General features: G+C 33.7%; 9 protein-coding genes and 1 pseudogene. All 10 read right to left on the reverse strand.

Going from position 1 to position 15,788, the window contains the following annotated elements; all coding sequences use genetic code 11:
• On the reverse strand, positions 1-2,001 hold a 2,001-nt coding region (locus AST99_RS09575), incomplete at its 3' end, for a beta strand repeat-containing protein (RefSeq protein ID WP_198151461.1).
• Positions 2,002-2,659: 658 nt separating this feature from the next.
• Positions 2,660-4,165, reverse strand: a complete 1,506-nt coding sequence (locus tag AST99_RS09580; protein ID WP_057781618.1) for a helix-turn-helix domain-containing protein — start codon at positions 4,163-4,165, stop codon at positions 2,660-2,662.
• Positions 4,166-4,510: 345 nt separating this feature from the next.
• Positions 4,511-6,439 carry a glucosamine-6-phosphate deaminase gene (gene nagB / locus AST99_RS09585; RefSeq protein ID WP_057781619.1) on the reverse strand — a complete coding sequence of 643 codons (1,929 nt, stop codon included), beginning with the start codon at positions 6,437-6,439 and terminating at the stop codon, positions 4,511-4,513.
• 51 nt (positions 6,440-6,490) lie between these two features.
• Entirely contained in the window at positions 6,491-7,819 is a 1,329-nt protein-coding gene (locus tag AST99_RS09590) for a sugar MFS transporter (RefSeq protein WP_057781620.1), read from the reverse strand.
• A 117-nt stretch (positions 7,820-7,936) separates the two neighbouring features.
• Positions 7,937-9,925 carry a beta-N-acetylhexosaminidase gene (locus tag AST99_RS09595; protein ID WP_083495654.1) on the reverse strand — a complete coding sequence of 663 codons (1,989 nt, stop codon included), beginning with the start codon at positions 9,923-9,925 and terminating at the stop codon, positions 7,937-7,939.
• Positions 9,926-9,935: 10 nt separating this feature from the next.
• Positions 9,936-10,961, reverse strand: coding sequence for a sulfotransferase family protein (locus AST99_RS09600; protein ID WP_057781621.1), 1,026 nt, complete (start codon positions 10,959-10,961; stop codon positions 9,936-9,938).
• Between the two features lie 4 nt (positions 10,962-10,965).
• A complete protein-coding gene (chrA, locus tag AST99_RS09605) occupies positions 10,966-12,204 on the reverse strand; it encodes a chromate efflux transporter (RefSeq protein WP_057781622.1) in 1,239 nt (412 codons plus the stop codon).
• A gap of 21 nt (positions 12,205-12,225) precedes the next feature.
• Positions 12,226-13,680: an aryl-sulfate sulfotransferase gene (locus AST99_RS09610; RefSeq protein ID WP_057781623.1), complete on the reverse strand. Its 1,455-nt coding sequence runs from the start codon at positions 13,678-13,680 to the stop codon at positions 12,226-12,228.
• 55 nt (positions 13,681-13,735) lie between these two features.
• Positions 13,736-15,235: a RagB/SusD family nutrient uptake outer membrane protein gene (locus tag AST99_RS09615; RefSeq protein ID WP_057781624.1), complete on the reverse strand. Its 1,500-nt coding sequence runs from the start codon at positions 15,233-15,235 to the stop codon at positions 13,736-13,738.
• 10 nt (positions 15,236-15,245) lie between these two features.
• Positions 15,246-15,788: pseudogene (locus AST99_RS18740) on the reverse strand (SusC/RagA family TonB-linked outer membrane protein); the annotation flags it as partial.

Consider the following 15,788-nt stretch of genomic DNA (forward strand, 5'->3'; position numbering starts at 1 on the left):
AACGCCGTCAACTCCATCTGCCCCAGCAATACCTTGAACACCTTGTGGACCTGTGAAATCTGAAGTCGTAAATGTCGATCCATCTGAATATAATATAGTAAAAGTCCCATCGCCGTTATCTGTAGTAGATGTAATCCCTACTCCGTCCATACCATCTGCACCTGATAAATTTACGGTAGTAAAAGTTGATCCGTCTGTGTAAACAATGGTAAATGTACCATCGCCATTGTCGGTTGTTGAATCTATTCCAACACCGTCAATTCCATCTGCTCCATCAGCACCATCAACTCCAGCTAATCCTTGTGGTCCCGTAAAATCTGCAGTCGTAAACGTAGTTCCATCTGAATATAAAATCGTGAAAGTTCCATCGCCGTTATCTGTAGTTGATGTAATACCTACTCCATTTGTTCCATCTGCACCATCTGCACCTGATAGATTTACAGTAGTAAAAGTCGATCCGTCTGTATAAAGAATGGTAAATGTACCATCGCCATTATCAGTTGTTGAATCTATTCCAACGCCGTCAACTCCATCTGTTCCAGCAATACCTTGAGCACCTTGTGGACCAGTGAAATCTGGAGTCGTAAATGTTGAACCATCTGAATATAATATAGTGAATGTACCGTCTCCATTATCTGTGGTTGAAGAAATTCCAATGCCGTCAGCTCCGTCTGCTCCATCAGCACCTGATAGATTTACTGTAGTGAAAGTTGATCCATCGGTATAAACAATGGTAAATGTACCATCGCCATTATCGGTTGTTGAATCTATTCCAATGCCGTCAATTCCATCTGCTCCGTCAGCACCATCAGCTCCAGCTAATCCTTGCGGTCCAGTGAAATCTGATGTTGTAAATGTTGATCCATCTGAATATAATATAGTGAATGTACCGTCGCCGTTATCTGTTGTAGATGTAATCCCTACTCCGTCCATGCCATCAGCACCTGATAGATTTACAGTAGTAAAAGTCGATCCGTCTGTGTAAACAATGGTAAATGTACCATCACCATTATCGGTCGTAGAATCTATTCCTACACCGTCAACTCCATTGGTTCCATCAGCCCCATCTACACCATCTGTCCCGGCAATACCTTGAGCACCTTGCGGCCCCGTGAAATCTGAAGTCGTAAATGTCGATCCATCTGAATATAAAATTGTAAAAGTGCCATCGCCGTTATCTGTAGTAGATGTAATCCCTACTCCGTCCACGCCATCTGCTCCATCAGCACCTGATAGATTTACAGTAGTAAAAGTTGATCCATCTGTATAAACAATGGTAAATGTACCATCACCGTTATCGGAAGTAGAATCTATTCCTACACCGTCAATTCCATCTGCTCCATCAGCTCCATCTATACCATCTGTTCCAGCAATACCTTGAGCACCTTGTGGACCAGTGAAATCTGAAGTCGTAAACGTGGTTCCATCTGAATATAATATAGTGAAAGTCCCATCGCCGTTATCTGTAGTCGAATCTATTCCAACTCCATCCATTCCATCTACACCATCGGCTCCTGCAGGCCCATTAGCTAAATTGATAGTTATTTGATCATTATTCTCATTAAAATAAGTTATCGTACCATCTCCATTATCAACTATGGTTGTTATTGTTTCCATGTTGCTGTTCGTTATAATTTGAACATCTCCATTTACATCAATGTAGGAATACTGATTATTAACTACATCCCAAAAAACAATATTTTCTGGCAAATCTTGTTTTGCAAGAAATTTAACCCAACTCCCTTGATACCAATAATAGTATCCTGGACTTAATGTTGTTGTAGTATTTGTGTTATATACTAGTAAACTCTCAATATTTCCTGAAGAAATGGTTGTTTGATCTGTTAAACTAGTTAAAGGCACTTGTGGTATAAGCACCCCTCTATCGGTAGACACAACCTCTAATTGTGCAGATGAATTAGGCATATCTGTACCAATTCCCACCTGAGAATATGTTACATGAGCCGTAAATACAATGAATAGTAGTAAAATTTTTTTCATAGAACTCTGGTTTATTTTGACTTGTCTCTTACCATAGGTTGTGTTAAAAATCACAACGCTACTATTAATAATTTAACAAAGATTTAAATGTGTTTAATGCAATAAAAACCCTTGAGACTAAGGTATATATCAATTATTGTCTTAAAAATATTTAGACTAGTCATTTTCCCGAAAAACGATAACTTAAAAAACATAAAAACCTATTTAACAACCACTTAACAGAATTGTTTTTTAAATTTTTCAGAATACAAAATGTGTTTTTCCACAATTTAGATAGTATAAATTCCTCAAAAACAGTAAACAAAACTGCTTTACAAAACGTATTTAGGACAAAAGTATCTGATATTAAATTTTAAGATTTAGAAGTATAAGATTTCACTTAAAAAATGTGGACATAAAATAGACCACGTATTAATAATTTATCTAAAAATGTAAATACCCACTCCGCTCTTAAGATTTTAAAAGCCGAATGGGTAAAAAGAGGATATGGATATATGATCCAAATTAAACCAAAATCATATGTTGTATGTTTTTATAAAGTAATTAAAATGAAATTTGTTGTTTGGAATACGCATATTGCCTGTACACACAGAACACGCAGCACAATTAAATAAACATGTACTATTAATTATAATACGATTGACTAAAACACAGTTAACTACGACGCTATTTTACTCTTAAGGTTACTGATATATTCTGAAGGCGAATTATCTGTGAATTTTTTAAAATTGGTTGAAAACTGACTATGCGAAGAAAACCCGCTTTCTTTAGCCAAAAAACTTATTTTATAATTTAAGTAAGCAGGATCTGAATTTAGCTTTTCAATAATATATTGAATTCTAAGCTTATTAATATACGTATTGAAATCTGTATGTTTATGGTCTCTAATTATTTGTCTTAAATATTTGACATTGGTCTGAAGCTGAGCTACCAAAATAGGTAATGATAGATTGTTATCTAAAAATCCATTTGAATTTTCAAACTCTTCTAGCCTAGCCAAAAGTATTGTTTCTGTTTTATTAGAATAGGCTTTTTGGGATCTTTTTCTTAGTTTACGACTTATAATTAAGCCTTTCATATAGCTAACCAACTTTTTTCGTTGATAATACACACCGATAGATGGTATTCCAATTAAAAACATAAGCTCCATTGCACCAATTTTATATGGTGTATCACTAGCGTCGGGTATATCATCCGTAAGATTGAAAAGTGTATTAGAGGCCGTATTTATCATGCCTCTCATATTTTCTTTATTTTCTAAAGCCGTCAACTTATATTTAGAGGTATATAATTCAAAACTATCTCTTACTTCAGTTTGTCTATAATACTCTGCAGTTGTTTTGTATACATGTTCTTTTACAACATTGTTATCAAATTTTTCATGTATCAACAAGTTTTTTTGAATATAAACTTTAGCACTATCTAATTCTTGCTGACTCAAATAAATATCTATCAAACCATCATAAATTTTATTAGCCCATAAGGATTCTCCTAATTTAGATTTATTTATAAATGTACTTGCTTTTCTATAATGATTAAGTGCCAACATATCATTTCCCATTTGCAAATAGCACCTAGCTAATTTTTCTTCACAATTGGCTAAATCAAAATATTTTATTTTCCCTTCTCTTTCTTTATCTAAACTAAACGCGGCGGTTTTTAAATAGACTATTGCTCGCTCATAATTTTCAAATTCTATATCGTATTCAATGAGTTCAAGATTAGCCATAGTCATAAATTTTACAGCATGATCTTTATCTTCTATCTTAGAACACACCATTAAACTTTCGGCAATTAAATCTTTACCCTTATCTATAAAACCTATATTTCTGTATTGTCGCGATAAAAAAGTATAGATTCTGGACTCTAAACAGTAGTCTTTTTCTTCTTTGGCAATTTTTAAAGATTTTAAAGAAAAAGCAATGGCCTCTGCTCTTTTATCCTGATGTTCTAAAACAATACTCTTTAACATTAAAGCGTACATTTTTTGCCGAGCATTTTCAGAATAGTTTAACAAGGAATCTGCGATACGGTTGGCATCTGAAGAGCTTTCTGATGAGATATCCAAAGCAGTATCATAACATAACTGTTCAGTGTACTTAAACACCTCTTTTTTTGGCGAATATAGTATTAGCGGAAATACTAAAAGGAGGACAAATTTCATAGTAGGCAAATTTTTTGGGCATTTTAAAAATAATGATTTACACTATAAAAACAACCTAAAACCTAACTAATTCTCAAAAAAAAAGTACAAAAATAACTATTTTCAAAACTTTTAACACATTAATAACAATATCAAAACTCCTAAACATCCTACTCTCACTAGCAAATAGCCACTATTGAACACCCAACGTTTTGACAAACCGATTATTGTGTTTTTATTAAAAAAAATAAAAACACACCCTTAATTCTTCTCTTTTATCTAATTATTTACACATAAATTATAGAAAACAAGCACCTAAAATGATACAAAAAAGGTGATTAGAAAATTCTAATCACCTTTTTTTAATTAAAAATGCCATCTCACAAATGCTTCCATAGCAGCATATTGCGAAAGACCTAAATCATGATAATTTTGAGCCGTTTCCTTATTTCGATCTTCTGCTCTTTGCCAAAACTCTCGACTATCCGTACCCTGAAAAACAACTCCATCTTTTTGAGATTGATGCTTAAATATGCCGTGTCGTTTTTCTAGAACTTGGTCTGGTCCCATTGGCACAGCCATTTCAATTTCGTCTATAGCCCACTCCTGCCAAGCGCCTCTATATAACCACACCCAACAGTTATCCATAAAGGGTTGAGTTTTTAAACGCTTAATGGATTCGAATATAGCATCTAAACACACTTTATGGGTTCCATGAGGATCTGCCAAATCGCCAGCAGCATAGATTTGATGTGGTTGTATAGACGTAATCAAGTCCATAGTTAAAGTAATATCTGCTTCACCTATAGGATGCTTCTCTATCTTTCCTGTCTCATAAAAAGGCAATTCCATGAAGTGAATATGCGCATCGTCTAAACCAATAAAATGACTCGTTGCTCTGGCTTCCCCCTTACGTATTAAGCCTTTTATATATCGTACTTCTGGAATATCAATTTCACTAGATTTTTTATTCTTTAAAAAATCTATAACCTTATTGTAAATGGTTTGTGCTGCTGCATTATCTATTCCAAACTTATCATTATAATCGCATACAAAACTGGCAAATCTTAGTGCTTCATCATCTGCTACAGCAATATTTCCTGAGGTTTGATAGGCTATATGCACATCGTGACCTTGCTCTTGCAAACGTTTAAAAGTACCTCCCATACTTATAATATCATCATCCGGATGCGGACTAAAAATAAGCACACGCTTTTTTGAAGGTTCTGCGCGTTCAGGACGCTTACTATTGTCTGAATTTGGCTTCCCTCCGGGCCACCCCGTTATTGTGTTTTGTAGTTTATTAAAGATGTAAATATTTATATCGTATGCAGGTCCGCTATTGGCCAATAAATCACTCATTCCATTTTCAATATAATCGGCATCTGTTAACATTAAAATGGGCTTCTTTAGGTCTTGAGCTAATCCTATAACTGCCTTCCTAACCAATTTATCTGTCCAAACCACCTTTTCTACCAACCAAGGTGTACTTATTCTAGTAAGCACTGATGCAGATCCCTGATCTAGTACAAATGTGGCATTGTTGTGATCTTGTAGAAATGTAGCGGGAACTTTATTACTAATCTCTCCTTCTACAGATTTTTTTATAATGGCCGATTTACCTTCTCCCCAAGCCATTAAAATAACACGCTTGGCTTCCATAATTTTTTTTACACCTAGAGTAATTGCAGTTCTTGGCGTATTACTTAATCCTGAAAAATCTCCGCTTGCGGCAACTCTAGTCACATGATCTAAAGCGACTAATCTTGTTTTTGAATTCTGTAACGACCCAGATTCATTAAAACCAATATGACCATTACCACCAATACCTAATATTTGTAAATCCAGGCCGCCATAATTTTCTATGTTCTCTTCATACAACTTGCAGTACTCAGCAATTTCATCTTTTTCTAAAGTACCATCTGGGATATGATAATGTTCTGGTAAAATATCTACATGATCAAAAAGTTGTGCTTTCATAAAACGCACATAACTATTCACAGAATCAGGTTCCATCGGGTAATATTCATCTAAATTAAAAGCAATCACATTCTTAAAACTTAAATTTTCTTCTCTATGTAAACGAACCAATTCGGCATACAACCCTTTTGGTGAAGACCCTGTTGCCAGCCCTAATATACAGAGCTGATTTTGAGTTTGCTTTAGTCGGATTAACTCAGCTATTTCTTTTGCAACTGCCTTTGAAGCACTAAATGATGTTTCAAAAACAACTGTATTTATATTCTCAAATCGCTTTTCAAAACTTGTGGCGGTATCAATACTACTCTTTATCATTCTGATTATTTTTTGATATTTATCTTTTTCAATTAAACTTTTAAAACACTTTTATTTAGACCAACTTTTGTAAGTATGCCCCCATAACGCAAAAAATAAAATAAAGGCATAACACGGTATTAATATCCAATAACTACTTGTTGCAGCATGAGCTACAGCTTGAGTTTCTGGCATACCTTCTGAAAGTAAAGTGACTTTTTGAATATCTACGAACTTACCATATAGCGGAGGAATTATGGCGCCACCAGATATAGCCATAACCAACAAAGCAGATCCTGTTTTAGTGAATTTACCTAGTCCATCTAAAGTTAAAGGCCATATAGCCGGCCAAACCAAAGCATTTGAAATTCCTAATGCAGCTACAAATAATACAGATGTCATTCCTGTTGTTGAAATAATACAACAACTAAAAACAATTCCTAAGAGTGCACTTACAATTAATGCTGTACGTTGTTTTATATATTTTGGAATTAGAAACACACCCAAAGCATATGTTAATACCATAGCTAACAAAGTATAGGTGGTAAAATATTTCGCTTCTTCTGATGAGAACCCTAAAGAGATGCCGTAAGAAATAATAGTATCTCCAGCAATAACTTCTGCACCTACGTAAAGAAAGAGTGCTAGAACTCCCAACCATAAATGTGGAAATTGAAATACATGAGATTTGGTAGATTTGGTATCTGTTTCTTCTTCATGTTCATCCGATTCTAAATTTGGAAGCGGAGCTTTTCTAATTAAAAAGCCCAAAACAAATAACACTATAGCCATAACTAAATATGGAGTAATCACACTGTCTGCCATAGTGTTTAATAACTGATCTTTTTCAACTACAGAAACAGTCAAGAGCTTAGCTTTAACCTCGTCTATTCCAGATAATAATATGGCTCCAAAAATTAAAGACCCTAAAGCACCTGCAACTTTATTAGCAATACCCATAATGGCTATACGTTTGGCAGCACTTTCTATAGGTCCCAAAATAGTGATATACGGATTAGATGCTGTTTGCAATAGCGTCATCCCGACGCCCTGAATAAAAATACCCGTTAAAAACACGCTATAGGTTCTTGCCTCGGCTGCAGGTATAAAAACCAATGCACCTACTCCCATTATAAATAAACCTAAAGACATGCCTTTTTTATAACCAATTCTGTTAATAATATAGGAAGCAGGTAAGGCCATTACGACAAAAGAAATATAAGAGGCAGAAGCCACTAAATAAGACTGGGCATCTGTAAGTTCATTTATCGTTTTCATAAACGGAATTAATGCTCCATTAATCCAGGTTACAAATCCGAAAATAAAAAACAAGCCCGCTATAATTATTATAGCCAATGCATTAGAAGATAATTTCGGTGTAGATACAGCTGTATTCGCCATGATATTAAAATGCGTTTATTTATAATTAACTCAAAAGATATGACCATTTACAACTAATAATAAACAGTCTTTCTTTGGAGATTAAATTGTAGATTTTTTTAAAAGTATATAGCAGATTTATAACTGTAAACACTCTTCTGCTTTAAAGGAAACCTTCATGTCTTCCGAGTTTATTTGAATGTTATAATTGTGTTCTGGAGTGACATTTTTACAAGTATCTTCACCCAATATTTTTATGTGATTATCCCAGCTTCCATCAGGAGATTTTAATAACACGAAAGAAAGTTTACTGTTTTTTAAAACAAGTTTATTTCCTGTATATATACCGTTGTAATCTGAATCTGTTAAACTTACACCATCAGAATGCCAGTATTCATCGGCTCCTGTGTTTACATTTTTAAACGTTCCTGAAAGGGTTAACATTTCTTTGCCCCCTTCTAGATCTTTTAAGTAAGGAGAACCATTCATATCTACACTAAAAGTTACATTTACATAATCGTCATTTTTTATATTTTTAACGTAATATGGCGTGTCTTCCCAATTACTTTTTACAGTTTGAAGATTGGCTTGAAACCGTTTAAAATCCTTTTGACTAGTATTAGTCCAACCAACCTCAGCATAGGCAGCAATTCTTGGAAATACTTGCCTGTACAGATCTTCTGGAGTTGGAATCCATTCACTCCACATTTGGCAACCTAGACCCAAAACCTGAGATTCTAATTTTTTGTCTATACCTTCTGGAATCGGGGAAAAACTATAGGCTTTCTCTAATGAAATTGAATTAAAATCGTAATCTAAATACGTATAGTTATGTTGCGAATTAACCACCTCATGTCCTTTTGTAAGTGCAGAAATCATTAACTCCTGACTCCCCTTCCAAAAATGAATAATTGCACTTTTAGCTAATTTTTCGTTGTTTTCTGTTTTACCTTCTTCTACATTATAATGATGCAAATTTTCGCCTAAAACATCGTTCCAACCCATCATTCTATACCCCTGACTTTCTATAAATTTTGACATGCTATTTGTAAATGCTATTTGAATATCTGGATACGATTGCATTTTATTTTTAGCCATCCAATCTTGAACTTGAGCACTATTTTTCCATTGATCAAATTTAACCTCATCTCCACCTATATGCACTATTTTGCTAGGAAACAGCGCTATTACTTCTGTTAAAACATCTTCCAAAAACGAGTTAACTTTAGGATCTGTCACATTAAATATATTTGGTAAAACACCAAAAGTAACAGAGACGTCTATGGGTTTTGGAAGCGTGCCTAACCAAGGGTATGCAGCAATTGCAGCAGTGGCATGTCCTGGCATTTCTATTTCTGGAATAATAGTTATGTGTTTTTTCTGAGCGTATGCAATTACTTCTTTAATCTCTTCTTGAGTATAAAAACCCGAGTGTGGTTTTCCTGTTCGTTTATCACTTTTCACACCATTAGTTTGTGTATCTTTTCTGTGACCACCAACAGATGTTAATTTAGGATATTTTTTTATTTCAATACGCCAGCCCTGATCGTCTGTTAAATGCCAATGAAATACATTCATTTTTAGAAGCGACATTTGGTCTAACATATCAAAAACCACTTCTTTTCCTTTAAAATGACGCGATTCATCCAACATAAAGGCTCGCCATTTAAATTTCGGATTATCCTGTACAGATACACACGGAAATCCTACGGTAGATATCGAGGTTTTTAAATATAACTGCTTAAGGGTTTGAATTCCAAAAAACACACCAGCTGATGTTGGTGCTGTAATACTTATTTTTTGTTTTGAAATATCTAAAACATAACCTTCCTCGCCACAAAGTGCTGACAAATTAGAGTCCAAACCCAATTCTAAATTATAGTCTTTTGCATGAGATGCAGAGATATTTAAACCCAACTCTTCAGCAAATGCACTTAATTCCTTAAACTCATTTTTAAGGGCAGAATTATATTTTACATTTAAATGATCTATTATAAGCGTATCATTGTGTAATTCTATATTATTTGGATATGGAATTAGATGTAATTGAGCGACCATCTTAGTACTAAAGGTTAATAAAATGAGCGTTATAGCTAGTATGTTTATATTGTTTTTATGTAAAATCATTCTTAAGTATTTATACGTTAGCATAATGAAAACTATCTCTATTTGCTATGGCTTTTAATAATTGTAATTGTTCTTTTTTCTTGGAAATATCGGCTTGATCTGCCTTTAGAATGGCATTTGCTTTCAAATATTCATTCTCTACACTATAGGCTTCTATTACTTCATTTAAAATGGGTTTGCAATCTTGTTTTGTATATAATTTGTAGTTGAGTTTTGATAATGTATTACCCGCAATTTTTTCGAACAACGTCAGTTCTTCTACAGGCATATCTTGTAAAAATTTGTTGTAATTATTTTTTATAATAGGCTGAGTGATGTTCTGCCACATTTTTCCAGAAGACGCTGTTTTTATAGATTCTGATGAATTGAAATAAGTAAGCATAGCCTCATTAAATGGAATATTTAAAAACAAACAAAGTTGATTTAAAACCTCTTGAGGACGTGCAATTAAATCTTCATAGCTGATTGAAAAAAACCGATGAGAAGGAACCTGTTCTTTTAATTTCAGACACAATTCCTGATCTTTTTTCCATTTTTCGGCTAAGTGATAAATATGCTTTGGCCCCACAATAGCTTGCTTAAACGAGAGTGAAACATCTCGTCCGTCTCGGTACAAATAAATATAATATGGCTCTATTCCAGAAGCTTCTAATTGCTCAAAATAGTTCATATTAGACATGCTTTTACAGCACCAATAAGTAGCTTTAGACTGTGTCGCTTTTAAATTATAAATACCCTTAAAAATTTCGACTAACGTATTAGCTTCACAATGCTGTCTAACCCGATTTCTATTTAACTTAAAACCTTCCCAAGGCACAGGATTTAATTCTATTAACAGACACACATCATCTATTAATTTCATAAAATTAAATTCGTTATTTAAATCACCATACTTAGATAATAACGGATAAAACCGCTGAAGAATGTGTGGCGGATGAGGCGCATCTATATCTTGAATTTGGTTTAACATAACCCGTAATAAATTAGATCCAGACCTTTGTGTCCCTATAATTTGTATTGCTTTATGTTGTTTCATACTATTAAAAAAAGTTGTAAAAAAGCATGCCTAAAACTCCAGATATGGGAATTAAATAAATGACATCTATTTTATAATTAATCGACGCTATAACTACCATTAAAAAAATGATAATAGAAAAATAGTTGATGGGGTAACTTTTACTAATGGTGTAAGCAGCTGCGAGAATCATTCCTATAACCGCTGGTCTTAATCCTTTAAAAGCAGCTTTTACGAATGGTGATTCTTTTATTTTATTTAGAAATTCAGAAAAAATAATCATGATAAATGCTGGGGGAATAAATATTGCTAAAGTGGCCGTAACAGCACCAAAGAAACCACCTACCTTGTAACCAATAAAAGTGGCACTAATAAAAATGGGACCCGGAGTTAGTTGTCCTAATGCAATCGCATCTGCAAATTCTTTTTTTGTTAACCAGTGTAGCCCATTTACTATAATTTCTTGCATGGCAGGAATAATTACATAACCACCACCAAACAAGGTTACACTCATACCAGAAAACGTTAGCATTAAAGATTTGTTTACTAGTACTTGTTCATAAACATCTCCTGTAGAAAGTAATGGCAATAATACACCTACAACACTAGCCACCAAGGCAATGCTTAATGTAAAATATAGTAATGATCGCTTACTTTTTACATTATAATCTGCTTGAATACCTTCTGTTTGAATCGATTTTTTATAAATCAACATTCCTGTTACAGCACTTAAAAAAATTATAATAACCGTAATAAAAATGGACTTAATAGCCAAAATAGCTCCCACAGCCATTAAACTAATAAGCACTTGTTTATAATCTTTAATGTGCTTTTGAAACATATTAAATGCCACAGCCACTATAATTGCAGATACCGCAGGTAAAACACCTTTAAAAAAATTATTTAGTACGGTAACCTGACCATATTCAAAATACAGAAAAGACAAGATGAGCATAAATAGAAATGAAGGCAATAAAATACCAAGCATGCTTACTAAAGCCCCTTTAAAACCTTTAAGAGTGTAGCCCACATAGGCTATAACATTAAAAGCCATGGGACCTGGCAAAACCGACGCTAAAGAAATAGCATCTAGCAAAATATGATCTTCTATTATTGGTTTCTTTTTTACCAACTCTTTCTGAACCACAGATATTAAAGCCATAAACCCTCCAAATGATGTTGTACCAATTTTTATGAATGACCAAAACAAGAAAGACAAAGTCACATCGTTGAAGGGTATAGTATTAGATTCTGATTTCACCATCTTTATTTCTTTAAACAAGGTTTAATTAGCATAACTGGTATCATACATTTCATGTAAATACTGCACTCTATACGTTGAATATTCTAAAGGCATATTTCCTAACAATTCTCCCTTTGGAGTTGTAAACACTATTCTATTTGTATTTGTACTACAAAAAACCACGAGACTATCATTTATATATTCTGCGCTTCCCTGAGAATGCGTGAAATATTTTTTTGGAAACGGCACGACATCTTTAATACTTGCTTGCATGTTAACCGTATCCAAAGTGAGTGTTAGTAAGCGCGATTGTGCTCCTGCATTTATATCCAACATATTTACACTGTTAGTAGATTGTTTATATCCAGGTTTAAATCTTAAGTTTCCATTGTCTAATAAAACAAGCTCGTTTGTATTAGTAAATCTTATATTGTGCTGACCTGAGAACAAAGCATTATCCGGCATTTTAAAATCGCCATCTACGCCTCCTAACTTCCATACTAAATTGCCGGTTTTTCCATTAATTTTCCAGACCTGACTAATATTTCTGAACGATACATAATAATCGCCTTGTTTATCCTTAAATAATCCGTTAGCATGCAACCAATCATTTTTACTTTTCAGAATACTTTCATCGTCTAAAGGGTTTACAACATCAAATACAGACCATTGCCAAACAATTTCTTTTTTATGATTTAAAACCAAAATACCGTCTCCTTTAATGGTATCTGTTTTAGTTCCTCCAACAGCAGACAAGTCCATGATTTTTTCGTTATAAACAAGTGTCATAACATCTCCATTAGCATCTAAATCTACCTCGTGATGAAACGACTGTTCTATACCATCTTTCCCAGTTTCAATCTCTAAAAGCGTGTTTCCAAACTTATCGTATTCAATAATTTTCTTACCATTAGTAAAATGCAACGTATCGTTACTTAGTATGCCCAATAATGTTTCTTTATTTGTCCATTTAGACACTTTAAAATTGGCTTCATTTTTATAATAAGACGCCAGTTTCCCTTCACCATTTGTTATAAACATATATCCTGGAATTTGTCTAGAATGAAAGTGAAGATATCCATCAAACTTAACATTAGAAATACTATCTGAATCTCTATAATAAGGCACCCAAGGTGTTTTACTAGTGGTTTTAAAATGATAGGTTTTACTGTTTCGTTTTAATGATTTTTTCTGAACTACCACATTAAAATTATACTTGGTATTTAAATTCACATCGACCAACATGAGATGGTGTAAATTGTTTTCTCTTGAAATTGGAGAATAAGAAATTACAGAATCTGTTTGCCCTGCGTTTGTATACCTCCAATACTGAATATATACATCAGATCCATCAGAAGTTTCTACATCTATTTTTATTTTAAGTGCATTATCTTTTACAGAATTGATTTCTATTACTCCAATCTTTGGAGCAAATCTATCTGATATTTGATTGCACGATTGTAAGACAAGTAGACAAACAACTAAGAGGTTACGCATAGAAAAAGGGTTAAAAGATTTGGCCTACGCTTACAGAAGACCAAATCTTAATGTTTTAAAAGTTATTAGATGGATTTGGTTCCATATTCGGATTTAAATCTAATTCTGTTCGCGGTATAGGCATTAACTGATAATCTTCGGTGATGGTTACAGAATAGCCTTGCTCTTGAGCATATTGATTTAAAGTAGACACAAATACACCTTGTCTTATTAAATCGTCTTTACGCTGACCTTCTCCCGCCAATTCTATAGCACGTTCTTTAAGCACTGCTGCTCTAAACCCATCTGCACTTAAACCTTCTGTTAGGTTAGGCAATCCAGATCTATTTCTAACCTGATTTATGGCATTGTAAGCTTCGGTACTTGGCCCATTTAATTCATTTTCTATCTCTGCTTTTAACAGTAATACATCTGAATAGCGTAAAACCGGCACACCCATTTTAGAAATTCCATAATTCTGGTATGCAACATAACCTGTTCCTGGAGCTGTTACATCGCGATTATAACTTCCAAACTTTCTGTTTATAGCAAAACCAAAATCATCTATTGCATTTTTTGTAGCACCGCCATATAAATATGGATATTCTTCAAAGTAGACTTCATTACGCTCATCTCCTGTTTCAATTTCATTGTAAATATTTACTGGTAGACCCACTGTAGCCCATCCTGTATCGTATCCCCAAGGTGTGAAAAATTTTAAATGATGATTAGATGCTGTACTGTAAGATTCTCCTAAAGACATGATTGAAAAAATAAACTCATCGTCTAAAACATTAGATTCGTAAAACAATTCTAAGAAATTACTTTCTGTAAATAAATTATAGTCACCTAAAGCAATTAAGTTATCAATATTTACTCCTGCCTCTGCCCATTTAAGTTGTCTTAATTGTGTTTTGGCTAAAAAACCATAAGCTGCACCTTTTGAAGCTTTTCCTGGCGTATAAGATCTGCCTGGTAAATAGGTTACAGCATATTCAAAATCGGCTTCGATTTGTTCGTAAACGGTTTCAACTGCGGTACGTGCTAATCCGACTTCATCAGATTTTGTAGGCTCTAATTTTAAAGGCACATCGCCAAACAGACCTGTAAGATCGTAATACGCTAATCCTCTTAAAAATTTAGCTTCAGCAAGCAACTCTTCTTTAGTTACATCACTAAAAGCACTTTCGTCTATCCCTTCAATTAAAAGAACAGCCCAATTTGCACGATCTACAACCGTATAAATACTTGCCCATAAATCTGACACGATATCTTCATCTGTCCAATTATACGTTTCAAGGTTTCTATATTTAGTATCATTTAGCACAAATACATCTGTAATTCCATCTGTTGCTCTGGCTAAAACTCCGGATGCATAATATCCCCAGCCACCATCAAGAAAGCCATTATATATCCCATCTATTAATGCTACAGCATCACTTTCTGTACTAATACTAGACTCGGATAATTGTCCTTTAAGTTCTTCTTCTAAATCATCACTACATCCGCTTAATGCGATAAAGCATATACAAAACAAATAGTAAGATGTAATTTTAAATAAATTCTTTTCTCTCATAATTTTTGATTTAAATTCCTACTTTAACTCCAAGTGTAAATGATTTTTGATACGGATAAGAATAGGCATCTAACCCTGCACCAGTGTTCAGGTTTGTACCAGATGTTCTCGTAGAGTTTACCTCTGGATCGAAACCAGAATAGTTATTCCATGTCGCTAAGTTTGTTCCTATTAGACTTAATTGTAAAGTAGATATTCCTATTTTATCAAGTACATCCCTACTAAAATCATAAGACAAACTAACATTTTGAAGTCTAACATAAGACGCATCTTCAACAAAGTAATCATTTACCCATTGATCTCCTTGCCATAAATCTTGAGGTAAAGTACCTTCAGTATTACTTGGAGTCCATCTTTCTTTAGCAATTTCTAAAGTGTTATATTGATAACCTATTACATTATTTCCGTTAAGTTTATCGACATCGAACACACCTGTTAAAAACACAGATAGTGTAATATTTTTATAACTAAAGGTATTATTAAAACCTAGATTATATTTAGCATAACCGTTACCTATAGACTCCTTATCTTCTCCGGTAATTTGACCATCGCC

Origin of the sequence: Formosa algae (genome assembly GCF_001439665.1) — a bacterium.
Classification (GTDB): domain Bacteria; phylum Bacteroidota; class Bacteroidia; order Flavobacteriales; family Flavobacteriaceae; genus Formosa; species Formosa algae.

Excerpts from the sequence above, each read along its gene's own strand:
- AST99_RS09580 (WP_057781618.1), bottom strand. The coding sequence starts at position 4,165 with ATGAAATTTGTCCTCCTTTTAGTATTTCCGCTAATACTATATTCGCCA.
- nagB (WP_057781619.1), bottom strand. The coding sequence starts at position 6,439 with ATGATAAAGAGTAGTATTGATACCGCCACAAGTTTTGAAAAGCGATTT.
- AST99_RS09590 (WP_057781620.1), bottom strand. The coding sequence starts at position 7,819 with ATGGCGAATACAGCTGTATCTACACCGAAATTATCTTCTAATGCATTG.
- AST99_RS09595 (WP_083495654.1), bottom strand. The coding sequence starts at position 9,925 with ATGATTTTACATAAAAACAATATAAACATACTAGCTATAACGCTCATT.
- AST99_RS09600 (WP_057781621.1), bottom strand. The coding sequence starts at position 10,961 with ATGAAACAACATAAAGCAATACAAATTATAGGGACACAAAGGTCTGGA.
- chrA (WP_057781622.1), bottom strand. The coding sequence starts at position 12,204 with ATGGTGAAATCAGAATCTAATACTATACCCTTCAACGATGTGACTTTG.
- AST99_RS09610 (WP_057781623.1), bottom strand. The coding sequence starts at position 13,680 with ATGCGTAACCTCTTAGTTGTTTGTCTACTTGTCTTACAATCGTGCAAT.
- AST99_RS09615 (WP_057781624.1), bottom strand. The coding sequence starts at position 15,235 with ATGAGAGAAAAGAATTTATTTAAAATTACATCTTACTATTTGTTTTGT.